This is a genomic window from Methylocystis sp. (assembly GCF_050246715.1).
Taxonomy (GTDB): Bacteria; Pseudomonadota; Alphaproteobacteria; order Rhizobiales; family Beijerinckiaceae; genus Methylocystis.
The window spans coordinates 41,023-64,854 of the sequence record NZ_JBFWVN010000002.1 but is presented as its reverse complement, the minus strand read 5'-3'; the positions used below and the strand labels follow the sequence as shown (position 1 = coordinate 64,854).

The 23,832-nt window shown below is 63.3% G+C and carries 16 protein-coding genes, 1 tRNA gene and 1 pseudogene; 13 read left to right on the top strand and 5 right to left on the bottom strand.

The features are described 5' to 3' along the window. Positions 1 to 124: 124 nt before the first annotated feature. Entirely contained in the window at positions 125 to 1,108 is a 984-nt protein-coding gene (locus AB7I51_RS01595) for a zinc-dependent alcohol dehydrogenase family protein (RefSeq protein ID WP_428402828.1), read from the bottom strand. Between the two features lie 94 nt (positions 1,109 to 1,202). Further along, positions 1,203 to 1,682: a GNAT family N-acetyltransferase gene (locus AB7I51_RS01590; RefSeq protein WP_428402780.1), complete on the bottom strand. Its 480-nt coding sequence runs from the start codon at positions 1,680 to 1,682 to the stop codon at positions 1,203 to 1,205. A gap of 9 nt (positions 1,683 to 1,691) precedes the next feature. On the opposite strand from AB7I51_RS01590, the gene AB7I51_RS01585 reads away from it, so the two are divergent. From AB7I51_RS01585 to trxA, 11 genes and pseudogenes are all read left to right on the top strand, one after another. Then, complete coding sequence (locus tag AB7I51_RS01585; protein ID WP_428402781.1) at positions 1,692 to 2,663, top strand: polysaccharide deacetylase family protein; 972 nt, start codon at positions 1,692 to 1,694, stop codon at positions 2,661 to 2,663. A gap of 480 nt (positions 2,664 to 3,143) precedes the next feature. After that, a complete protein-coding gene (gene secA / locus AB7I51_RS01580; protein ID WP_428402782.1) occupies positions 3,144 to 5,969 on the top strand; it encodes a preprotein translocase subunit SecA in 2,826 nt (941 codons plus the stop codon). A gap of 19 nt (positions 5,970 to 5,988) precedes the next feature. Further along, positions 5,989 to 6,402, top strand: a complete 414-nt coding sequence (locus tag AB7I51_RS01575; RefSeq protein WP_428402783.1) for a surface-adhesin E family protein — start codon at positions 5,989 to 5,991, stop codon at positions 6,400 to 6,402. Positions 6,403 to 6,512: 110 nt separating this feature from the next. Beyond that, positions 6,513 to 7,733 (top strand): 6-phosphofructokinase, encoded by a 1,221-nt coding sequence (locus tag AB7I51_RS01570; RefSeq protein ID WP_428402784.1) that lies wholly within the window; start codon positions 6,513 to 6,515, stop codon positions 7,731 to 7,733. A gap of 250 nt (positions 7,734 to 7,983) precedes the next feature. Beyond that, on the top strand, positions 7,984 to 9,249 hold the full coding sequence (clpX, locus tag AB7I51_RS01565) for an ATP-dependent Clp protease ATP-binding subunit ClpX (RefSeq protein ID WP_409978822.1): 1,266 nt from the start codon (positions 7,984 to 7,986) through the stop codon (positions 9,247 to 9,249). A gap of 229 nt (positions 9,250 to 9,478) precedes the next feature. Next, complete coding sequence (gene lon / locus AB7I51_RS01560) at positions 9,479 to 11,908, top strand: endopeptidase La (RefSeq protein WP_428402785.1); 2,430 nt, start codon at positions 9,479 to 9,481, stop codon at positions 11,906 to 11,908. A 268-nt stretch (positions 11,909 to 12,176) separates the two neighbouring features. Then, positions 12,177 to 12,470 (top strand): annotated as a pseudogene (locus tag AB7I51_RS01555) (HU family DNA-binding protein); the annotation flags it as partial. Positions 12,471 to 12,619: 149 nt separating this feature from the next. Further along, positions 12,620 to 12,695 (top strand) — tRNA-Val (locus AB7I51_RS01550). Positions 12,696 to 12,742: 47 nt separating this feature from the next. Further along, positions 12,743 to 13,390, top strand: coding sequence for a hypothetical protein (locus AB7I51_RS01545; RefSeq protein ID WP_428402786.1), 648 nt, complete (start codon positions 12,743 to 12,745; stop codon positions 13,388 to 13,390). Between the two features lie 40 nt (positions 13,391 to 13,430). Further along, the gene (locus AB7I51_RS01540; RefSeq protein ID WP_428402787.1) at positions 13,431 to 14,966 is read left to right on the top strand and encodes an acyl-CoA carboxylase subunit beta; all 1,536 of its coding nucleotides are present in this window, start codon (positions 13,431 to 13,433) and stop codon (positions 14,964 to 14,966) included. 555 nt (positions 14,967 to 15,521) lie between these two features. Next, a complete protein-coding gene (gene trxA / locus AB7I51_RS01535) occupies positions 15,522 to 15,842 on the top strand; it encodes a thioredoxin (RefSeq protein WP_409978818.1) in 321 nt (106 codons plus the stop codon). Here trxA and AB7I51_RS01530 read toward each other — a convergent pair. Beyond that, on the bottom strand, positions 15,826 to 17,136 hold the full coding sequence (locus AB7I51_RS01530; protein WP_428402788.1) for an MgtC/SapB family protein: 1,311 nt from the start codon (positions 17,134 to 17,136) through the stop codon (positions 15,826 to 15,828). The genes trxA and AB7I51_RS01530 overlap by 17 nt on opposite strands. Beyond that, the gene (locus AB7I51_RS01525; protein WP_428402789.1) at positions 17,124 to 17,465 is read right to left on the bottom strand and encodes an MmcQ/YjbR family DNA-binding protein; all 342 of its coding nucleotides are present in this window, start codon (positions 17,463 to 17,465) and stop codon (positions 17,124 to 17,126) included. The genes AB7I51_RS01530 and AB7I51_RS01525 overlap by 13 nt, the downstream gene beginning before the upstream one ends. A gap of 95 nt (positions 17,466 to 17,560) precedes the next feature. Here AB7I51_RS01525 and AB7I51_RS01520 point away from each other — a divergent pair, with 95 nt between their 5' ends. Continuing rightward, positions 17,561 to 18,724, top strand: a complete 1,164-nt coding sequence (locus AB7I51_RS01520; protein WP_428402790.1) for a pyridoxal phosphate-dependent aminotransferase — start codon at positions 17,561 to 17,563, stop codon at positions 18,722 to 18,724. Here the strand turns inward: AB7I51_RS01520 and AB7I51_RS01515 are convergent. After that, on the bottom strand, positions 18,721 to 21,660 hold the full coding sequence (locus AB7I51_RS01515; protein WP_428402791.1) for an Rne/Rng family ribonuclease: 2,940 nt from the start codon (positions 21,658 to 21,660) through the stop codon (positions 18,721 to 18,723). The two genes, AB7I51_RS01520 and AB7I51_RS01515, sit on opposite strands and share 4 nt — an antisense overlap. A 644-nt stretch (positions 21,661 to 22,304) precedes the next feature. Between AB7I51_RS01515 and AB7I51_RS01510 the strand changes: the two genes are divergently transcribed. Continuing rightward, on the top strand, positions 22,305 to 23,567 hold the full coding sequence (locus AB7I51_RS01510) for an N-acetylmuramoyl-L-alanine amidase (RefSeq protein WP_428402792.1): 1,263 nt from the start codon (positions 22,305 to 22,307) through the stop codon (positions 23,565 to 23,567). Positions 23,568 to 23,832 lie beyond the last annotated feature (265 nt).

Below are 23,832 nucleotides of genomic sequence, written 5' to 3'. Positions count from 1 at the left end.
CAGGCCTTCGGCCTATCGGGAATGACACGCGCCGTCATTGCGAGCGGAAGGCGAAGCAATCCGGTATCGCGCAGCGGAATGGATTACTTCGTCGCTTCGCTCGCAATGACGGCCGCCCCTCGAGCTAAGGAATAAGCACCGCTGCGCCTTGCAGCCGGCCCTCGCGCAGATCGGAGAGCGCCTCGTTCGCCTTCGCCAGCGGATAGCGCGTCACATGCATCTTCAGCGGCAGCGTCGGCGCCAGCGCGAGGAATTCGCGCGCGTCTTCGCGCGTGAGATTGGCGACCGAAAGAAGCCGCCGTTCCTCCCAGAGCAGCGCGTAGGGAAAGCTCGGAATGTCGCTCATGTGAATGCCGCCGCAGACGACGGCGCCGCCCTTCTTCGTCGCGGCGAGCGCGCGCGGGATCAGCGCGCCGACCGGCGCGAAAATCAGCGCGGCGTCGAGCGGCTCCGGCGAGGGCGCGTCGGAATCCTGCGCCGACGCTGCGCCGAGCGACAGCGCAAAATCAGCCGCCGCCCGATCGCCCGGCCGCACGAAGGCGTGAACGCGCCTGCCCTGCGCGATCGCCACCTGAGCGATGATATGCGCCGCGGCGCCGAAGCCGTAAATGCCGATCACGTCCGCCGGACCCGCCAGCTTCAGCGTCCGCCAGCCGATGAGGCCGGCGCAAAGCAGCGGCGCGAGCGTCGCCGGATCGCCGTCTTCCGGCAGCGGGAAGCAGTAAGAGGCGTCGGCGACGGCATGAGTGGCGTAGCCGCCGTCTCGCGTATAGCCGGTAAAGAGCGGATCGTCGCAAAGGTTTTCGCGCGCGCTCAGGCAATAGGGGCAATGCCCGCAGGTGTGGCCGAGCCAGGGGACGCCGACCCGCTGTCCAAGCCGGACGCCGGTCACGCCGGCGCCGATCGCCTCGACGCGGCCGACGATTTCATGGCCCGGAACGATCGGAAGCTTGGGTCGCGTGAGTTCGCCGTCGACGACATGGAGATCAGTGCGGCAAACGCCGCAAGCCTCGACCTTGAGCCGCAATTCGCCAGCGCCCGGCGAAGGCGCGGGCCGCTCCTCCATGACCAGCGGCGCATGGGGCGCCGGCAAAACCATCGCTAACATCGCTTGCGTCATGTTCCCCCTGCTCCCCCTCCCCGGCTCTCCCCCGCGACTTCCCCCTTCGGGCCTTTGTTGCAATTTGCGCGAAAGCTGCTCGTTAGCGTCCCCTCTCCCGCGAAGCGGGGGAGGGACAGGGAGGGGGCGCATCGGCCAACTGCTTGCTCAAGATGTATCGCTCGTGTCCAGGGGGAAACCCGACGATCTCGCCGGCGCGTTCAAATCCGAGGGCTTCATAGAAAGCGGCCGCTCGCAGATCGAATGTATCGACATAGACCCCGACGCAGCCGCGCTCCCTGGCGATCCGCTCGGCATCCGCGATCAGCCGGCGTCCCCAGCCGCGGCCGCGCTGAGATTGCTCGACCCAGAGATGACGCACATAAAGCCAGCGCCAGTGCGAGACCCCATTGAGGCCGGCGACGAGAGTCCCCTCGGGATCACGCGCGACGACGCAGACGGGCCGTTCCTCGCGCGGTCCGAAATGAGCCGCGATCTCTTCGCCCAGTCTTGCCGCAAGCTCGGCCGACTCACTCGGTTCGAACGAAAGAATGATCTTCTCAATTTCTTCGTTTTTGATCATGATCGCGTCGTGAGACGAGTCCTCGTCCTGCTAGTGTGGGCGTATGTCGCCTGCGCCGCAACGGCGCGCGGCGAAGAGGATAGTTGCGGCCCCGTCAATATCGCGCCGGGACCGGCGCCGAATGGCGCGCGGGTGCGCGACTATGCGCCGATTTTCGAAGCCTGCGTCAATGGCGAAGGCGAATCGCGGCTCGCCATCCGACGGATGAGCGTCGACGGGAACCCGCTGATCCTGACCGTCGATCCGCAATCGCTGCATACCTCGCTGGAGCGCGCGTCATGCTGGCGCTGCGAAGCGACCAGCGACGGCGAACAGGCCGAGACGCGCTACATTAAGGCGCTGCATCCGCCGCAGGACCCCACGCGTCCGCCGGCGCTCGTCAACGCCGGGCTCATTCACGGCGTCGGCGTCGGCGCCTTCGTCACCGGCGACCTTTGCCCAAGCCGCAAACGGCTCGACCGCGCCTTCTTCGAAAAGCTCGCCGCGCAAGGTCGAGGCGCGCCAGTGACGCTCGCCGTCTCCGGCGGCTGGATCGCCCGCCACGGCGCCGATTTCGCCTGGCTGCGCGAGAAGGAGCGGATCGGCGCGCTGGCCATCACATGGGCCAATCATTCCTACAGCCATCCCTATATTCGCCGCCTTGCGGACAGCCGGAACTATTTCCTGCGGCCGGGCGTCGACGTCGATCGCGAAATTTTCGAGACGGAAAAGCTCATCATCGCCGAAGGGGAAACGCCGTCGGTGTTTTTTCGCTTTCCGGGACTCGTCGCCGACACGGCGCTGCTCGAGCGCATACGCGACCGCCATCTGGCGCCGCTCGGCGCCGACAGCTGGCTGGCGCTGGGGTTGCGGCCCCGCCCCGGCTCGATTGTGCTCGTTCATCCCAACGGCAATGAGCCGGTGGGGCTGAAGCTCTTCTCGCGGCTCATCGACGCCGGCGCGATGCCTCTGCCGCTGCGGCCGATCAATGAGGCGCCGTAGACTCTTTATTTGACGAGATCGATTGTGTAACTGATGTAGCTGCCGAAATATCTCTGACGACGGCTAACTGCCGGGCGCATAAAGCGAATTTGTCAATCGACGCTGCATTTGGACGGAATCATCCAAATCCAGACAAGGTGATCGATTCCAAAAGCTTAGAACGCGCTTTGCGCGAAAAACTTGATTCCGCATTTTTCGCAAACCCCGCCCCAGACAGCGCGTCGGCCGCCGTCAACGCCCTTCATCCCGCCCTTCGGGGCCGTCAGCCGCATGGCGTCGTGCGCAATTCCCTTACGTTGACAAGGTTTCCGGCGGCTCTTATCTCTCCCGCGGAAACGCCGCGTCGGTCTCGGCGCCCCCGCCATTGGGGCGATGTCGCAGGCGGATGTTATTCATGCATTCAGCGACGCTCCGCCGGCCGCCGTTAACCGGCGCGCCGACAAGGCGGCAGACGCTGCGCGGGGAGAAAGGTTCGCAAGGATGATCGGCGCACTCGCCAAGAAGATTTTCGGCACGGCCAATGATCGCCGTCTCAAGACCTATGCGCCGAAAGTCAAGGCGATCAATGCGCTGGAGCCGCAGGTCGAGGCGCTCTCCGACGACGAGCTGAAGGACCGCACCCGCCAGTTCCGCGAGGAGCTTGCCGCCGGCAAGACCCTCGACGATCTGCTCGTCCCCGCCTTCGCCACGGTGCGCGAGGCGGCCAAGCGGACGCTGGGCCAGCGCCATTTCGACGTCCAGCTCATCGGCGGCATGGTGCTGCATGGAGGCGCGATCTCGGAAATGCGCACCGGCGAAGGCAAGACGCTCGTCGCCACGCTCGCCGTCTATCTCAACGCGCTCGCCGGCAAGGGCGTCCATGTCGTCACGGTGAACGACTATCTGGCCAAGCGCGACGCAGAATGGATGGGCCAGATCTACAAATTCCTCGGCATGACCGTCGGGGTCGTGGTGCATGATCTGATGGACGAGGATCGCGCGGCCGCCTATGCCTGCGACATCACCTATGGCACCAACAATGAATACGGCTTCGACTATCTGCGCGACAATATGAAATATGAGTTCGCGCAGATGGTGCAGCGCGGACATAATTTCGCGATCGTCGACGAAGTCGACTCGATCCTGATCGACGAGGCGCGCACGCCGCTGATCATTTCGGGCGCGATTGACGACAAATCCGATCTCTACAATACGATCGACAAACTGGTCCCCAGGCTCAACGCCGACGACTTCGAGCTCGACGAGAAGCAGCGCACGGTTCATCTCACCGACGCCGGCAATGAGCATATGGAGGAACTGCTGATCGAAGCCGGCGCGCTGACCGACGGCGCGCTTTACGAGGCGCACAACGTCACGCTCGTGCATCACGTCAATCAGGCGCTGCGCGCGCATAAGCTCTTTCAGAAGGACAAGGATTACATCGTCCGCAAGGGCGAGGTGGTCATTATCGACGAATTCACCGGCCGCATGATGCCGGGCCGTCGCTATTCGGAAGGCCTGCATCAGGCGCTGGAAGCCAAGGAGCGCGTTCAGGTTCAGCCGGAGAACGTCACCCTCGCCTCGATCACCTTCCAGAATTATTTCCGCCTCTACGACAAGCTCGCCGGCATGACCGGTACGGCGGCGACGGAGGCGAATGAATTCGCCGAAATCTACAAGCTCGACGTCGTCGAAATTCCAACCAACCGTGATGTCTGCCGCCTCGACCAGGACGACGAAGTCTATCGCACGGCGAAGGAGAAGCTTTCCTCCATCGCCGAGGAGATCAAGGACGCGAACGGGCGGATGCAGCCGCTGCTGGTCGGCACTACGTCGATCGAGAAGTCGGAGCAATTGGCCGAATTCTTGCTGTCGCAGGGCTACAAGATGATCGACTTCGCCGATCCGAAGGGCCTCTCCAAACTCTATGAGGCGGCGCGCTCGGGCAAGCCCTCGAAACTCTTCGCCGTGCTCAACGCCCGCTTCCACGAACAGGAGGCCTATATCGTCGCGGAAGCCGGCGTGCCCGGCGCGATCACCATCGCCACCAATATGGCCGGCCGCGGCACCGACATTCAGCTCGGCGGCAATGTCGAGATGCGCGTCGCGCAGGAATGCGCCGGCCTCGAAGGCGACGCCCGCGCCAAAAAGGAAGCGGAAATTCGCGAAGAAGTCGCCGACTTGAAGGAGAGGGCAATCGCCGCCGGCGGCCTCTATATTATCGGCACCGAGCGTCACGAGAGCCGGCGCATTGACAATCAGCTGCGCGGCCGCTCGGGACGCCAGGGCGACCCCGGCCGCTCAAAATTCTTCCTGTCGCTGCAGGACGACCTCATGCGCATCTTCGGCTCGGAGCGCATGGATTCGATGCTGGTGAAGCTCGGCCTGCAGGAAGGCGAAGCCATCGTCCATCCATGGATCAACAAGGCGATCGAGAAGGCGCAGCACAAGGTCGAGGCGCGCAACTTCGACATCCGCAAGAATATCCTCAAATTCGACAACGTCATGAACGACCAGCGCAAGGTGATGTTCGAGCGCCGGCGCGAAATCATGAATGAGGAAAGCGTCGAGGATCAGGTCGCCGATATGCGCGAGGACGTCGTCGACGCGATGGTGTCGCAGCACATCCCGCATGACGCCTACGCCGAAGCCTGGGACGTCAAGGGTCTCGCAGAAGACGTGCGGACGAAGCTCAATCTCGACTTGCCGGTCGAAGACTGGGCCAGGGAAGAAGGCATCGCCGACGAGGAAATCAAGGAGCGCCTGATGGAGGCGGCCGACGCCGCCTATGGCGAGCGCGTCGAGAAAAACACCGAGCCGCTGATGCGGATGATCGAGAAGCAGGTCGTTCTGCAGTCACTCGATACGTTGTGGCGCGAGCATCTCGTCGCGCTCGATCATCTTCGGCAGGTGATCGGCTGGCGCGGCATGGCGCAGCGCGATCCGCTCAACGAATACAAGTCCGAGGCGCTCGAACTGTTCAAGAGCCTGATGACGCGCTGGGACGAAACGGTGACCACGCAGTTGATGCGCGTCGAAGTGTCGTTCGAGGCGCCGCCTTCAGCGCCGCCGGAATTGCCGCCGATGGAAATGTCGCATCCCAATCCCGAGGCGCTGATCGGCGGTGGCGTGCAAGGCGCGCTCGACGAACTCAACACGCGCCTCGCGACGGCCGATTTCTCGGCGCGCGGGCTTGCGGTCAGCGACGCGCCGGCGGCGGCGCGCGACCCCGGCAATCCGGCGACATGGGGCAAAGTCGGCCGCAACGAGCCCTGCCCCTGCGGCTCCGGCAAGAAATACAAGCATTGCCACGGCGCGCTGGTCTAAGCCGAAGATGAGGGCGGCGATGTGGAGGATCGGCGTCGCGGCGCTCACGTCGGCGCTCGCGTCTTCCGCATTGGCCCGGGACAATTGGGCTCAGGTCTCCAAGGACGATTTTTCCACCATATACACGGACGTCGCCTCCCGCCGAACGTCCGCCGATGGAATCGTCACGATCGACGCGCTCACCGATTACAACGCGGCCTCGCCCAAAGCCGCCGCCTTTGGACTTGCCGAAAAGGGTCTGTCCGAAATCGAGAAAGCGTCGTTCGATTGCGTCAATCGGAAATACCGGTCAGAGGGCGGCGCCTGGTATGCAGGCCAGATGGGCGAAGGAAAGATCACCAAGACCTATCCGCCGAGAGACCACTGGTCGCCGGCGCCTGACTATTACGACGGACTCTTCGCCAAGGTCTGCGCGGCCCGAACTCCAGAATAGCTGTCACGTCGAATTGAACCGCCTCGCAGGTCAGAATATAAGCGCGGCGCGTTTGAAGCGCCGCCGTCCCGCGATCGTGGGAAAGCGCCGCAGGTTCTCAGGAGCTTGTCGTGACCGCTATCGATTTTTCCAAAGTGCTCGTCGCCCAGGGCGGCGGCCCCACCGCCGTCATCAACCAGTCGCTGGTCGGCGCCGTGCTGGAGTCGCGCAAATTTCGCGAGGTCGAGCGGGTTTATGGCGCCTTCCACGGGGTGCGCGGGATCGTCAATGAGGATTTCGTCGACCTCACCCAGGAGACGACCCATAATCTCGAACTCGTCGCCAACACCCCTTCTTCGGCGCTCGGTTCGACGCGCGACAAGCCCGACCTCAAATATTGTCAGGAAATCTTTCGCGTCCTGCGCGCGCATGGGATCGGCTGCTTTTTCTATATCGGCGGCAATGATTCATCCGACACCGTCCGAATCGTCTCGCAGGAAGCGCAAAGCGCCGGCTATCCGCTGCGGACCGTTCACATCCCCAAAACCATCGACAATGATCTGATGGTCAACGACCATACGCCGGGTTTTCCTTCGGCGGCGCGCTGGGTGGCGCAGGCCTTCGCCGGCGCCAATCTCGACAATTGGGCCCTGCCCGGCGTCTATATCGCCACCGTCATGGGTCGCCACGCCGGATTTCTGACCGCCGCCTCGGCGCTCGGCAAGAAGTTTCCCGACGACGGCCCGCACCTCATCTACATCCCCGAGCGCGCCTTCATCGTCGATAAATTCCTGGCCGACGTGAAGGCGACGATGACCAAATACGGCCGCTGCGTCATCGCGATTTCGGAAGGCGTCTGCGACGAGAACCATACGCCGATCGCCGAAAAGCTGGCCAAGTCGGTCGAGCGGGACGATCACGGCAATGTCCATCTCGGCGGCGGCGCGCTCGCCGACGAGCTCACCCGGCTGGTCAAGGACCGGCTGGGGTTCAAGCGGGTGCGCGCCGACACCTTCGGCTATGTGCAGAGGAGCTTCGTCGGCTGCGTCTCCGACGTGGACCAGCGCGAGGCCCGCGAAGTCGGCGAAAAGGCGGTGCAATACGCCATTTGGGGCGACCGCGACGGCTCGGTGACGATCCACCGGACCGGCTTTTATTCCGTCGACTATCGGTTGACGCCGCTCGAGGAGATCGCGGCGAAGACAAAAGTCATGCCGGACGAATATATTAGCCCCTGCGGCACGGACGTCACCGACGCCTTCCGGCTCTATCTTCGCCCGCTGCTCGGCAGCGGCATGCCGGACGCCTATCGGTTGCGGCTCAACCGGGTCCCCAAAATCCTCACCGCCTGAGCCGGCGGCTCGGGCGCCAATCTTGCTTTAAGGGAATTTCCGGCGCAGGTTGCAATTTGACCGTCGTCTAAAATACACTCGCCAGTCATAGTTCTCGGGCGCTCGTCGCTGACGACCGAAACGATGGATTGGGAGCCGGAACGGATGAGGAGCGGGAACGCCAACCGCTTCCACCTTTTGTTAGTTTGGCGCCGGTAACAAAAGTGTTCGGGCTGATTCGCCCGGCGCGCCGGCCCGATAGGAGAACGAGATGAGCAAGGTCGGCGGCGGCGATTCCAAAAACACGCTGTACTGTTCCTTCTGCGGCAAGAGCCAGCATGAGGTGCGTAAGCTTATCGCCGGACCGACGGTGTTCATCTGCGACGAATGCGTCGAACTCTGCATGGACATCATTCGCGAGGAGAACAAGTCCTCGCTCGTTAAGCAACGCGACGGCATTCCCACCCCACGAGAGATTTGTAAGGTTCTGGACGACTATGTCATCGGCCAGGCCCAGGCGAAGCGCGTTCTCTCTGTCGCGGTCCACAACCATTACAAGCGCCTCAACCACGCGACGAAACACGGCGACGTGGAGCTCGCGAAGTCCAATATTCTGCTGGTCGGTCCGACCGGCGTGGGCAAGACCATGCTGGCGCAGACCCTCGCCCGCATTCTCGACGTGCCCTTCACCATGGCCGACGCCACCACCCTGACCGAGGCGGGCTATGTCGGCGAGGATGTCGAAAACATCATCCTGAAGCTTTTGCAGGCGTCGGACTATAATGTCGAACGCGCCCAGCGCGGCATCGTCTATGTCGACGAAATTGATAAGATTTCCCGCAAGTCCGACAACCCCTCGATCACCCGCGACGTCTCGGGCGAAGGCGTGCAGCAGGCGCTCCTGAAAATCATGGAGGGCACCATCGCCTCCGTTCCCCCGCAGGGCGGACGCAAACATCCCCAGCAGGAGTTCCTGCAGGTCGACACGACGAACATCCTCTTCATCTGCGGCGGCGCTTTCGCCGGGCTCGAAAAGATCATTTCCGCCCGTGGCCGCAACACCTCGATCGGTTTCGCGGCGACCGTGCAGGCGCCTGACGAACGACGCACCGGCGACATTTTTAGGCAGGTGCAGCCCGAAGACCTGCTCAAATTTGGGCTCATTCCTGAATTTGTCGGCCGTCTTCCCGTCATCGCGACGCTCGAAGATCTCGACGAGGAAGCGCTCAAACGGATTCTCACCGAGCCCAAAAACGCGCTGGTCAAGCAATATCAGCGGCTCTTCGAGATGGAAAACGTCGAACTGACCTTCCAGGACGACGCGCTGTCGTCCGTCGCCCGCAAGGCGATCGAACGCCACACCGGCGCGCGCGGCCTGCGCTCGATCATGGAAGGAATCTTGCTAGACACAATGTTCGATCTGCCAGGGTTGGAGGGCGTTGAACAGGTTGTGATCGGTCCGGAAGTCGTCGAGGGTAAAGCCCGGCCCCTCTATATTTACGCCGAGCGCAGCGAAAAAAGCGGCGCGAGCGCCTGACGCGCTGCAGTAAAGGGAGCCATGCTCCCGGCAATGAGCTTCCGCGCCGCAGCGACTTGAATCAATTGTTTGCGTATACCATTTGCGTTAGCGAGGCCGTCTGGCGCGATCGCGGGCGGTCTTTTATGGCGCGACGTCGGCGGGCGACCGCATCGCGGCCTCAAACCCAAATCGCCCGCGGTCTCGCGTCGCCGCCTGAGCGGGGCGTGGTCTAGGACAGGACAAGAAAATGTCGAACGAAAAGCGAGACGCCGTCACGCCCGGAGCCATCGAAAGCTATCCGGTTCTGCCGCTGCGCGACATAGTCGTCTTTCCGCACATGATCGTCCCGCTTTTCGTCGCGCGAGAGAAGTCCATCCGCGCGCTCGAAGAGGTGACGAAATCCGACAGGCTTATTCTTCTGGCGACCCAGAAGAACGCGGGCGACGACGACCCCTCGACGGACGCCATCTATTCGATCGGGACGCTCGCCTCGGTATTGCAGCTTCTGAAGCTGCCCGACGGCACGGTGAAGGTGCTGGTCGAGGGCGTGGCGCGGGCCAGCGTGCGCACGTATACGCGCGCGGACGATTATTATGAGGCCGACGCCGAAGTTCTCGTCGACGATCTTGGCTCTCCGGTCGAGGTCGAAGCGCTCGGCCGCTCGGTGATCGCCGAATTCGAAAGCTATGTGAAGCTCAACAAGCGGGTCTCGTCCGAGGTCGTCGGCGCGGTCACGCAGATCGACGACTATTCGAAGCTCGCCGACACGGTGGCGTCTCACCTTTCGGTCAAGATCGCCGAGAAGCAGGATGTGCTCGAGACGCTGAGCGTCGCGCGGCGTCTCGAAAAATGTCTGTCGCTGATGGAGAGCGAAATCTCGGTGCTGCAGGTTGAGAAGCGCATTCGCACGCGCGTCAAGCGCCAGATGGAGAAGACGCAGCGCGAATATTATCTCAACGAGCAGATGAAGGCGATCCAGAAGGAGCTGGGCGACGAGGAAGGCAAGGACGACCTCGCCGAACTCGAGGAGCGCATCAAGAACACCAAGCTCTCCAAGGAAGCGCGCGACAAGGCCTTCGCTGAATTCAAGAAGCTGCGGCAGATGTCGCCGATGTCGGCCGAAGCCACCGTCGTGCGCAACTATCTCGACTGGATCCTGTCAATTCCATGGGGCAAGCGCTCCAAGGTGAAAAAGGATCTCGGACAGGCGGAGGAAGTGCTCAACGCCGAGCATTTCGGCCTCGAGAAGGTCAAGGAGCGCATCCTCGAATATCTCGCCGTGCAGAGCCGCGCCAACAAGCTGACCGGCCCGATCCTCTGCCTCGTCGGCCCGCCCGGCGTCGGCAAGACCTCGCTCGGCAAGTCGATCGCCAAGGCCACGGGCCGCGAATTCGTGCGCATGTCGCTTGGCGGCGTGCGCGACGAAGCGGAAATCCGCGGACATCGGCGCACCTATATCGGCTCGATGCCCGGCAAGATCATCCAGTCGATGCGCAAGGCGAAGACATCCAATCCGCTCTTCCTTCTGGACGAGATCGACAAGATGGGCATGGACTTCCGCGGCGATCCGTCGTCGGCCTTGCTCGAAGTGCTGGACCCGGAGCAGAACGCCACGTTCAACGATCATTACCTCGAAGTCGACTACGACCTTTCGAACGTCATGTTCGTAACGACGGCGAATACGCTCAACATTCCGCCGCCGCTGATGGACCGTATGGAAATCATCCGCATCGCCGGCTACACGGAAGACGAAAAGGTCGAGATCGCGCGCCGGCACCTCATTCCCAATGCGGTGCATAAGCATGGTCTTGCGCCTGAAGAATGGATGATCGCCGACGACGGCCTGCTCACCCTCATTCGCCGCTATACGCGCGAAGCGGGCGTGCGCAATCTGGAGCGCGAAATCTCCAATCTGGCGCGCAAAGCGGTCAAGGAGATCCTCCTTAAGAAAAAGGAGAAGATCGTCGTCACGAACGAGAACCTCTCGGATTATCTCGGCGTGCCGAAATTCCGCTATGGCGAGGCCGAACTCGAGGATCAGGTCGGCGTCGTGACCGGACTTGCCTGGACCGAGGTCGGTGGCGAGCTGTTGACGATCGAAGGCGTCATGATGCCCGGCAAGGGCAAGATGACGGTCACCGGCAATCTGCGCGACGTGATGAAAGAGTCAATTTCCGCGGCCGCGTCCTATGTCCGCTCGCGCGCCGTCGACTTCGGCGTCGAACCGCCGGTCTTCGATCGCCGCGACTTCCATGTGCATGTGCCGGAAGGCGCGACGCCCAAGGATGGGCCGTCGGCGGGCGTGGCGATGGCAACCGCCATCGTCTCGATCATCACCGGCATTCCCGTCAAGCGCGACATCGCCATGACCGGCGAGATCACCCTGCGCGGCCGGGTGCTGCCGATCGGCGGCTTGAAGGAAAAGCTGCTTGCGGCCTTGCGCGGCGGCTTGAAGAAGGTGCTGATCCCCGAGGAGAACGCCAAGGATCTGGCGGAAATCCCCGACGCGGTGAAGAACGGCCTGGAGATTGTCCCGGTTGCGCGCATGGATGAAGTGCTGCGGCACGCGCTCGTCTCCCAGCCGACGCCGATCGAATGGCGGGAAGACGAAGCCGCCATCGCCAAGCACGGCGCCGCCATCGGCGACGAAGACGGGTCGGGCGTGCGCGCACACTGACCGACGGCGGTTCTGACCCGAGGCTTAAGAGCCCCGCTGAAAAGCGGGGCTCTTTTCTTTCCGGCCGTTGACGCACGCGCCGCAGCCCCCGGATTGCATGGCCATTTCGCGTCGCAGCGGCCATTTCCTCCGGAAATCCAGCGATTCTGGGCCTTTGACGGCCGGCATCCCTTGCATTTCCTGCGATTCGCGACCAACACTCGCCATCGCTGCTCAATGCCGATTCGAGGTCGCGCATTCCACGCCGGGCGGCTCGCAGCGAAACAGAAGGACAAAAGCCATGAACAAACTGGAACTCGTCGAGCACGTCGCGAACGAGACGGACAGCTCGAAAGCGGCGGCGGCCGCCGCCATCGACGCCGTCATCGACGGCATCACCAAGGCCCTCAAGAAGGGCGACGAAGTCCGCCTCGTCGGCTTCGGCACTTTCTCGGTCAAGAAGCGCGCGGCCGGCAAGGGCCGCAATCCGGCGACCGGCGAAGAGATCAAGATTCCCGCATCGAAGAGCGCCCGCTTCAAACCCGGCGCGACGCTGAAGACCGCGCTCAATAAGGCCAAGTAGCCTCCTGCGCAGGCAGGCGCTGGCGCCGCAGGCGTTTTCCAGAACTTCGCACGATGGCCGTCGGCGTTCCGGCGGCCGTCGTTTTGGTCCGGCTTGCTTCGCGCCGACCCCGCCCTTAAAACCTCGCAGGCCGCATGTCGCGTTGTTTGGGGCGGTTAGCTCAGTTGGTAGAGCATCTCGTTTACACCGAGAGGGTCGGCGGTTCGAGACCGTCACCGCCCACCAGCGCGGCACTTCGCTTTAGGCTGCTCGGACCAAAGAAGGCCGCCAGGATGAAACTGATCAAAACCGTCCTGCTCGCTCTATGCCTCGCCGCCGCCTCATCGGCGCGCGCCGAGGAAATGAGCTTTCGCGTCATCGATTTGAATTCTGGCGGCCCGCAGGTGATCGCGGCGCAAGGCGAAATCGGCGAAGCGACGCCCGACGCCTTTCTCGCCTTCGTGCGCGAAAACGCGCGCGGGGGAAATTTGCATGGAATCGTGCTGCTCGATTCGCCCGGCGGCAAGGTCGTCGCTTCGATGGAGCTCGGCCAGGCCTTCCGCAAGCTCGGCATGGCCGTCATCGTCGCCCGTCCCGCAGCCGATCGATCGCGCACCATGGCGCTTGTTTCGGGCCGTTGCTATTCGGCCTGCGTCTATGCGCTGATGGGCGGCCGGAAGCGCGTCATCCCGGCGCAAAGCAGCGTCGGCGTGCACCGCATGTTCAATTATTCGACGAATTTCGATGTCGCCGAAGGCGGCTTCGTTCGCGAGCGCAATTTGGATGATGGCGGCATGCTCAAGACGCTGTCGCGCTATGCGGCGATGATGGGCGTCAGCACCGAACTCGTGAAACTCGCCGAGCGGACCTCGCCGGACAGGCTTTACATGTTGACCAGCGCCGACATCGCGCGCTGGCGGCTTGGCTCGCGCAAGCTTTAGGCGCGCCCGACATCAGTCATCATCAGCAACAGGCCAGAACATGAAACATATTCTCGATGGGCTCGAACAGCGGCGCGCGTCCGCGCGTCTGGGCGGCGGACAAAAGCGCATCGAAGCGCAGCATGCTCGTGGCAAGCTCACCGCGCGAGAAAGAATCGAACTGTTGCTCGATCATGAATCGTTCGAAGAGTTCGACATGTTCGTCGCCCATCGCTGCACCGATTTCGGGATGGATCGGGGCGAGAAAATCTCGGGCGACGGCGTCGTCACCGGCTGGGGAACCGTCAACGGCCGCGCCGTCTTCGTCTTCGCCAAGGACTTTACCGTCTTCGGCGGCTCGCTCTCGGAGACTCACGCGCAGAAAATCACCAAGCTGCAGGACATGGCGCTCAAGAATCGCGCCCCGATCATCGGCCTCTTCGACGCCGGCGGCGCGCGCATTCAGGAAGGCGTCGCAGCGCTTGGCGGCTATGGCGAAGTGTTCCAGCGCAATGTGCTGGCCTCCGGCGTCATCCCGCAAATTTCGGTGATCATGGGCCCCTGCGCCGGCGGCGACGTCTATTCGCCGGCGATGACCGATTTCATCTTCATGGTGCGCGACACGAGCTACATGTTCGTGACCGGACCGGACGTCGTGAAGACCGTGACGAACGAGACCGTGACGGCGGAAGAACTCGGCGGCGCTTCGGTGCATACGACTAAGAGCTCGATCGCCGATCGCGCTTACGACAATGACGTCGAAGCGCTTTTGCAAATGCGGCGGCTGATCGATTTTCTCCCCTCCTCCAATCAGGAGGAGCCGCCGGAGTGGCCGGCTTTCGACGAAGTCGACCGCTTCGACGAATCGCTCGACACGATCATTCCGGATAATCCCAACAAGCCGTACGACATCAAGGAGCTCATCCATAAGATCGTCGACGAGGCCGACTTCTTCGAGATCCAGGGCGCCCATGCGCGCAACATCGTCGTCGGCTTCGGCCGCATCGAAGGACGCACCGTCGGCATCGTCGCCAACCAGCCGCTTGTGCTCGCCGGCGTGCTCGACATCGACGCCTCCAAGAAGGCGGCGCGCTTCGTGCGCTTTTGCGACTGCTTCAACATTCCGATCGTCACCTTCGTCGACGTGCCGGGATTTCTCCCCGGCACCGCGCAGGAATATGGCGGTCTCATCAAGCACGGCGCGAAGCTGCTGTTCGCCTATGCCGAAGCGACGGTGCCGAAGGTGACGCTGATCACGCGCAAGGCGTTCGGCGGCGCCTATGACGTCATGGCGTCGAAACATCTTCGCGGCGACGTCAATTACGCCTGGCCGTCGGCGCAGATCGCGGTCATGGGCGCGAAGGGCGCAGTCGAAATCATTTTCCGCTCCGACCTCGACGATCCAGAGAAAATCGCTCAGCGCACCAAGGAATATGAAGACCGATTTCTGTCCCCCTTCGTCGCCGCCGAACGCGGCTACATCGACGAAGTCATCATGCCGCGTTCGACGCGCAAACGAATCGCGCGCGCGCTTGCGTTGCTTCGTCACAAGGAACTCGAGAATCCTTGGAAGAAGCACGACAACATTCCATTGTGACGCGCCACAACAGCGGCGCGCGGACAGTCCCCGACCTCCCGCATTGCGCCAATTTGACGCGGTGCAGTCGGTCGCCTAAATCATCGGCGCCGCATCACAAAATTCGCCAAACTGCTTCATTTTTGAAGTGACAGGCCGAGTGTTTTGTCATAGTGTGCGCTCGCCAGGTTGGTTGGGTAAAAGCCTAAGCGTCGAATGCGTCGCAGGAATTAGGCCCAGCTACGGTCCAAGTCGGGGAGGACGCCGAACAGAACGCGGTTCGCCAAGGTTCGAACAAGAGCCCGCGAACAGGCTATCGGAGCGACTTAAGACTTCGGAGCTTGGCGATTCAGTTCGGTTAAGGACGGGGTGCCAAAGAGCGGGGAGCGGCGGGACGCCATCCCCGCTCTTTGTGTTTTGTCGACCTGTGATTCAGTCGTTAAGCGATTCTCTACGCCGCGCAGACTATCTACAATCGACCTGAACCGGAGCCGCGGGCCGTCGCCTTGACGGGCGATGACGCGCTTCCTACTTTTCGCGCACGCGAAACAAAGCAGTCCCGATGAAAGGCTGGCCATGACCACGCAAAAAATCACTGACGCAACTTTCGAACAGGAAGTGCTCAAATCAGCCGAGCCGGTGGTCGTCGATTTTTGGGCGGAGTGGTGCGGTCCCTGCCGTATGATCGCCCCGGCGCTCGAAGAGATCGCTGCCGAAATGAAGGGGAAAATCAAAGTCGTTAAGCTCAACATCGACGAAAATCCCGCGGTGGCGAGCAAGCTCGGCATAAGGTCGATTCCGACGCTCATTCTGTTCAAGGACGGCAAGGCCGCCGCGCAAAAGGTCGGCGCCGCCCCCAAGGGCGAATTGTCGCGGTGGATCACTGCGGCCGTGTGAGCGAATCCGCGGCAAGGCTCGACAGCCATAGCGCCGCAAGGGCGCCGACGAGCGCGAGAATCGAAGCGGCGGCGAGCCGGCGTCCCATCCCGGCGCCGCCGATCGCTGTTCCCATCACCATTTTTGATGTCGTGTTCGAGAGCAGAGCCAGCAATACAGAGCCGGCCGCCGCCCTTGCGCCGATCTCGGTTGCGCCGAGGCGGGCCATAGTGAGCGTAATCGCGTCGACGTCCACGATGCCGGAAATGAGCGCCAACGCATAAGCGCCAACGCTTCCCGCGAAATGAGTCGCGAGTCGCGACAGCACCATCACTGTCGCGAGCAGCGCGCCGAATTTCAGCACCGCGACAAGATCGAGCGGATTGGCGACGGCAAGGCTGCTCGATTCCCCGGGACGCTCGCTTGCGCTTCGTCGCAGCAGAAAGACGCCAGCGAGCGCAAAAAGAACGCCGGCCGCAATGACCGGCGGCGCCAGGCGCCAGGCGAGCGGCGGGTTGATGACGGCGACAATGGCGAGGACGCGCGGCGCCATGATCGCATTCGCGAAAATCGCGCCCGCCGCGCAAGCGCCCATTTGCGAAGGATGTTCGCGCGCCAGCCGCGACATCGCCGCCGTTGCGGCGGTGGACGACGCCAGCCCTCCCGCCATGCCGGCGACAGCGACGCCGCGTCGATAGCCGACCAGCTTCACGGCGACATAGCCTGCGAAGGAAATCACGCCGATCAGAACGGTCATCAGCCACAATTCGAACGGGTTCACCGCGTCCCAAGGATCAATGGCGCGATTGGGCAGAACCGGAAGCAGGATGAAGCTCATGACGAGCAGCGCCACGCCGGAACGCAGTTCGTCCCAAGTGATGCGCTCGACGAATCCGTGCAGGAACGGCTTGAGCGCCAAAATCGCCGTTGTCGCCACCGCCGCGGCGACGGCCGCCTGAATATCGCCGACGACCGCATAGGCCCCGAGCGAGAAGGCAAGCAAGACCGCAACAGCGGTGGTTGCGCCATAGGTCTTGTCATGCATAGTTTCGCGGAAGCGATAAGCGCCGATCAACGCGCCGACGAAAACGAAGGCGATGGCCAATGCGACGACGCCGATAGCGCCGTATGGCTGGACGATCGCGCCCCACACGCCGCCAAGCAGGCCGGCGAGCCCATGCGTGCGCAGACCGGCTGCGCGCTCGCCCTCCGCCTCGTCGCGCGACGCCCAGCCACGTTCGACGCCAATCAGCAAGCCGATCGCCAGCGCGATCGACAGTCTTTGGATGAGTTCGGCCGCGCTTAATTCGTACATTGCGTTTTCTTGCTGGTCCTTTTGTGTCTGGCGCCGCGCCAAGCGGTTTCAAGCGCGTCGCGCAGTTCGGCGATATCAACCGCTTCGAGCCGAATCGTGGTCCATCCCTGCCGTCCCCAGGCGTTGGGGACGGGCGCAAACGCCTGCGGCGCCATCATGCATTTGAACGCCTGCTCGTCAGGGGTGAATTTCAAATTCGCCGTCAGCCCATCGGCCGCAAGAGTCGCGTAGTTCCGCGCGACTTTGAATGCGGTTCTGTCGAAATGCGGCGCTTCGCCCGTTCCCTCTAGAGACAATGCGATGCGGCGAAACTCTTTGCTGGTGGCCACGAATGCTCCTTAAAACGCTAGCGCGGCGCGCCGCTCATATCATATGGCGCACGGCAGAACGTGCGCCCGAACGAAATCGGAAATAGAACAGTCGCATGAATTTGCCCTTCGTTCCTTCAAATCGCTCCCAAGTCGCGCCGTTCATGGCCATGGACGTGCTTCGCGACGCCAAGGCGTTAGAGCGCGCCGGCCGCAGCATCGTCCATTTGGAGCTGGGCGAACCCGGCGTCGCAGCCCCGCGCCGCGTCCGCGAGGCCGCCATTGAGTCACTGCGCCACGGCGCGATCGGCTATGGCGAGGCGCTCGGCGACGCGCCACTTCGCGCCCGCATCGCGCGTCACTATGGCGAGCGTTATGGCGTCGACGTCGCCCCCGACCGGGTCATCATTGCGACCGGTTCGTCCGGCGGCTTTCTCATCGCCTTTCTCGCCGCCTTCGACTCCGGCGCGCGCATCGCCGTCACCGCGCCTGGCTATCCGGCTTATGCGAATATTCTTTCAGCGCTCGGCTTGGAGCCGGTGCTGCTCGACGTCGGCGAGGAGACGCGCTTTGCGCCCACCGCCGCGATGCTCGAAGCCGCCCATCGCGAGAAAAAGCTTCACGGCGCGCTCTTCATGAGTCCGGCCAATCCGACCGGGGCGATGATTGCGCGCGACGAATTGGCGCAAATCTGCGCCTTTTGCGACGAAGCCGGAATCGTCTTCGTCTCCGACGAAATCTATCACGGGCTCGAATATGAAATGCGGGCGGAAACCGCACTGCGCTTTTCGGATCGCGCGCTCGTCATCAATTCCTTCTCGAAATATTACGCGATGACCGGCTGGCGGCTCGGCTGGCTGGTGGCGCCTCCCGAGCTGATGCGTCCGCTCGAGCGCCTGCAGCAGTCGCTCGCGATCTGCGCGCCGACCTTGTCGCAGCGGGCGGCGCTCGCCGCTTTCGAGGCAGGCGACGAATTGGAGGCCAACCGCGCCGCCTATGCGCGCAACCGCACTTTCCTGCTCGATCGGCTTCCGCAATTGGGGCTGGACAAATTCGCGCCGCCCGACGGCGCCTTTTACATCTATGCCGACGTGTCGCGATTCACCGACGACTCAATCACCTTCTCTCGGCGAATGCTGCATGAGGCCGGCGTCGCGACGACGCCCGGTCTCGATTTCGATCCGCGCCGGGGCGGGAAGACGCTGCGGATTTCCTACGCCGGACCGGAGGCCGACGTGCGCGAGGGCGTCGCCCGCCTGGAGGCGTGGCTCAAAGGTTAGCCGCCGAAAGGCGTGCGCACTCGCTGCCACCAACCGCCTTTCTTCGGACGGTTGGGGTCGGCTTGAGTAATGACGACTTCCGTCGCCTCGCGCTGCACAACCGGCTGCGGCTCTGGCTCAGGCGCCAGCGCCTCGCGCGGAACGATCTCCGTCGAAATTTCGCGCGCAGGTCCTTCTGCGAGCGGCGCGGCTTCGGTTCCGTTCGCCGAGACTGCGGGAGGAAACTCCGGTGCAGCATCTTCGCGCGAAGATATCAGCGCCTGAGCGTCTTCGCCCGTCTCGTCGAGCGGGAAGACCGCGGAAGGATCTTTGAATTCCTCCGGCAAAGGCGCCGATCGCCGCCAGCGGCCGGGACCGCGGTCCGGACCGCGGCCCGCGCCGCGTCTGCCGCCGCGACGGTCGGGCCGCTCTTCGGTCGGCGCCGGCGCACCCTCGATCGCCGCCATGAATGCGAGGCCTTCGTCGGACGGCTGCTCGATGCCGGGCGCCTGCTGCTCTCCGCCCTGCGCGCCGCCGCGACCACGGCGACGGCGCCGCCGTCGGCCACGCGACGCGGCGTCGTCTTCGGCGGCAAAGCGCGACCGGCCGCCGTTCTCCTGTCGACGCGGTTCACCGCCCGCCTCGGCGCCTTCCTCTTCGGCCTCCAAGATTTCGCCGGCGGCCGAGTCGTCGACCGCCTCTTCTTCCAATGGTTCGGCGCGGACCGAGTCGACGCGCAGCGGCGCATCGCGCTGCGACACGCGCGGTCCAGTCGCGAGTTCGCCGCGCTCGAGCGCGTGATAGGTCGCGCCGGTCAGCGTATCGTCGGCGGCGACCGTGATATGCACGCCGAAGCGGCTCTCCAGATCCTGCAGATGGGCGCGCTTTTGGTTGAGGATATAAAGCGCCACGACGGCGCGGGTGCGCAGCGTCACGTCATGCGCTGCGCTCTTGACAAGCGCCTCCTCCAGCACGCGCAGGACATGTAGCGCGATCGAAGCAGTGGACCGCACATGGCCGGCGCCGGCGCAATGCGGACAGGGCACCGTCGAGCCTTCGACGACGCCGGCGCGGATGCGCTGACGCGACATTTCGAGCAATCCGAAATGCGAAATGCGACCTACCTGAATGCGGGCGCGGTCGCTCTTTAAGGCGTCCTTGAGCCGCCGTTCCACGGCGCGATTGTTGCGGCTCTCCTCCATGTCGATGAAATCGACGACGATCAAACCGGCAAGATCGCGCAGCCGCAGCTGCCGCGCGACTTCATCGGCGGCCTCGAGATTGGTGCGAAGCGCCGTGTCCTCGATATTGTGCTCGCGCGTCGAGCGCCCCGAGTTCACGTCGATCGCGACCAGCGCCTCGGTCTGGTTGATGACCAGATAGCCGCCCGACTTCAGCGTGACATGGTTTGAGAACATCGCGTCGAGCTGGGCTTCGACGCCGCTCTCGGCGAAAATTGGAAAAGGTTCGCGATGCGGGCGCACGTTCTTGGCGTGGCTCGGCATCAGCATGCGCATGAAGTCTTTCGCCTCGCGATAGGCGTCTTCGCCGGAAACCACCACTTCCTCGACGTCGCGTCCGTAAAGATCGCGAATGGCGCGCTTGATGAGCGAGCCTTCCTCATAGACGAGCGTCGGCGCCGAGGAGCGCAGCGTCAGTTCGCGCACGCTCTCCCACAGTCGCAGCAGATATTCGAAGTCGCGCTTAACCTCCTGCTTGGTGCGGGTCGCGCCGGCGGTGCGCAGAATGACGCCCATGCCCTCCGGCACTTCGAGATCATGGACGATCTCCTTGAGACGCTTGCGGTCGGCGCCGTCAGTGATCTTGCGCGAAATGCCGCCGCCGCGCGCGGTGTTGGGCATCAGCACCGAATAGCGGCCGGCGAGCGAAAGATAGGTCGTGAGCGCGGCGCCCTTGTTGCCGCGCTCTTCCTTGACGACCTGAACAAGCAGCACCTGACGGCGCTTGATGACTTCTTGAATCTTGTACTGACGGCGCGCGCGGGGGGCGCGATAGGGCGCTTCGTCCATGGCGTCGCCGCCGATATGTTCGACCTGATCTTCCTCGTCGTCGTGCTCTTCCTCATCGTGCTCCTCGACCGGAGCTTCGACGCGGGCATGGAGGTCCGCCGTTTCGTCTTGCGATTCTTCGCGGGCGCGTTCGCGCGCCGCGTCACGCTCGTCCTGCCGGCGCGCTTTCGACTCATGGTCGGGCTCGGGGGCTTGCAGCACGAACTCCTCGGCCTCGCCGGTCTCGACCGAGCCGAAGCCGGCGGGATCGATGGAAATCTGCTCATGCTGCGCCGAGAGGACGGGCGGCTCGCCCTCCTCGCTCGGCGCAACTTGGGTCTCGCTGGCGACGCTTTCGGTCTGAGCCTCCGCCTCCTCCGCGAGAGGCTCGACAGCCGGCGCTTCCGTCTCGATCGCGGCGGGCGAAGCTGCGACAGCGGCTTCCGCTTCGGTTTCGGCGTCCGGCGCGTCGGCGAAACCCGTCTCGGCCTGGTCCTCGACGACGATCGACGTCGCGACCGAGTCGTCGACAGGCTCGCTCGTCACCGCCTCGTCGGCGTTGGCGCGCTTTTCGGCGCCTTCATACTGGCGGCGGCGCGAACGCCGTCCACGACTGTCGCGACTGTGAGGCGCGCGCTCTTCCTCGTCCGCCAGCTGGTGGGCGCGGCTCTCTTCTTCGAGCAGCGCCTGCCGGTCGGCGACCGGAATTTGATAATAATCGGGATGGATTTCGGCGAAGGCGAGAAAGCCGTGACGGTTTCCGCCATAGTCGACGAAGGCGGCCTGCAGGGACGGCTCTACGCGCGTGACTTTCGCGAGATAAATATTGCCGCGCAGCGGTTTTTTGTCGGCAGCCTCGAAATCAAATTCCTGAACGCGGTTTCCGCGTAGAACGACTACGCGGGTCTCCTCCGGGTGGGAGGCGTCGATGAGCATCTTATTAGCCATGGGGAACTCTTCTGCGGCGCCGCGCGCGATGACGCCGACGGGGCAAGCCTGAGTCCGGGTGGGGACTCGGCGACCGCTCTTTGGCGCAGCTTTAAGGCGCGAACGCTTGTTGTGAGGATAAAGGAGACAGGCCTGAAGCCTGCGATACGCTGGCCGACGCGCGCGCCGGTGGGAAGAGGAAGCGCGCTGCGCCCCGCCCCCCAGAATTGACGAACGAGCCGAGAGGCCATGCTTTTGGCGAAACCGCGCCCCACCGCGCGGATTATCCGCTCGGAGAAAAGGCCTTTACTGGCGCCTGTCACGGTTCTCGCCATCAGATCGTCAAAAAACCTTTCGCGACGCCTTAAGGCGGCGATCAAACGTCGCAGCTTGCGCTAGGCGGCGCGACGGAAAGATGTCAACTGTCCTGAAATTCCGCTGGCCCGATTTGACGGCCGCACTGCGCGGCAATTATCGCGCCACGGAACTCCCGCAGCCTTCACCCTACATATCGATCGGATTCGGTCGGCGCAAGCGCCGCCTCGGCTATTCACCAAAAAATTGGCGGAGAAAGTGTCCCAGAGTTGGCGGCTTTCAGATAGGCTAACGATGCGTTAAGGACGCTCTTTCAAATTGGAGGTCGCCGGACCAATTTAAGGACCAACGTGAGCAGGATCGCTTTGCGCGCAGGGGCCAAACGATTGTTTATTCTGGCGCTCGCGGTCGCCGGCTGGCTTGCGCAAGCCGCCGCGGCCGACGAACGCCAGAAGGAAATCTCTGCGCTCACCGCCCGGATTGAGGCGCTTCACGATCGTTCCCGCCTAGTCTTCGATCTCACGGGCCTGCCGCCGGTGACCGCCTATCCGGTGGCGAATCCGCCGCGCATTATCGTCGATTTGCCTCAGGTGCTCTTTCGCATGGAGGCGAACGCGGGCCTATCTCCAGGTGATAAGCTCATAAAATCCTACCGTTACGGGATATTCGCGCCGGGACGCTCGCGCGTCGTGATCGATCTGACGGGACCGGCCAAGATACTCAAGGCGGACAGCGAGCCGGCGGCGAGCGGACCGCGGCTCGTCGTCGAACTCGCCCCGACCAGCCCTGCCTATTTCGCCACGATTGCCGAAGAGGCCCGTCGCCAGTCTGGCGAGCCGCCAGCGCCGACCTTGACGCCACAGGCGGTCAAGCCATCCACGGATAAGCCGGTCGTCGTCATCGATCCCGGCCACGGCGGGCTCGATATGGGCGCGACCGGCAAGCACGGGGAACTCGAAAAGGACGTGGTGCTCGAATTCGCGCTGGCGCTGCGGCAGAAGATCGAGGAGGGCGGCCGAGCGCGCGTCCTGCTGACCAGGGACCACGACACGTTCCTGCCGCTCGCCGAACGCGTGCGAATCGGCCGCGAAAACAATGCGTCGCTGTTTGTTTCGGTCCACGCCGACACGCTCGCCGCCGCCCATGTCGAAGGCGCGACCGTCTACACCGCTTCGGAGCGCGCGTCGGACGCCGAAGCGGCGCGGATGGCGGAGAAGGAAAACCTCGCGGACCAGGCCGCCGGCCTCGAAAGCAAGGCGGACGCCGATGAGGTTGGAGACATATTGTTCGAACTGACGCGACGAGAGACCCGCGCCTACAGTCGCCAGTTTTCACATTCGCTGATCTCCTTTTGGAAGGAGGTCGGCGCGATTAATAAAAATCCCAATCGCTCTGCAGGCTTCGTCGTGCTCAAAGCCTTTGACGTTCCATCGGTCTTGCTCGAGCTCGGATATCTCTCGAGCGACAAGGACCTCGCCCGGCTGACCTCCCAGGAATGGCGCGAGCGCGCGGCGCAGAAAACCGCCGAAGCCGTCGACGTCTTTATCAGCAAGCGCAGCCGCGAGGCGCGGGCTCCGGCAAATGGTCCCGCCGGCGCGGCGCGCCCACAATAAAACACAAAATAGCGGCACATGGAGACCGTCGCGACGCACGACCGCCCGGGCGTCGCAGGCGCCGAACAACGCTAATGCGACGCCATATATTTGCTTTGCGGATAAATGCCGCCGGCGTCGCGGCAATTCGTGACCGTCGGCGTTCGCTTGCTCTGGGCAGGTCACCGACGCCGAAACCCGCCAAACGGCGGAATGATGCAAAGGGGCGTTGTTTGGGGCGTTGTTTAAAGAAGGCGACGCAAAACGCGCAATCGCTCACTATATC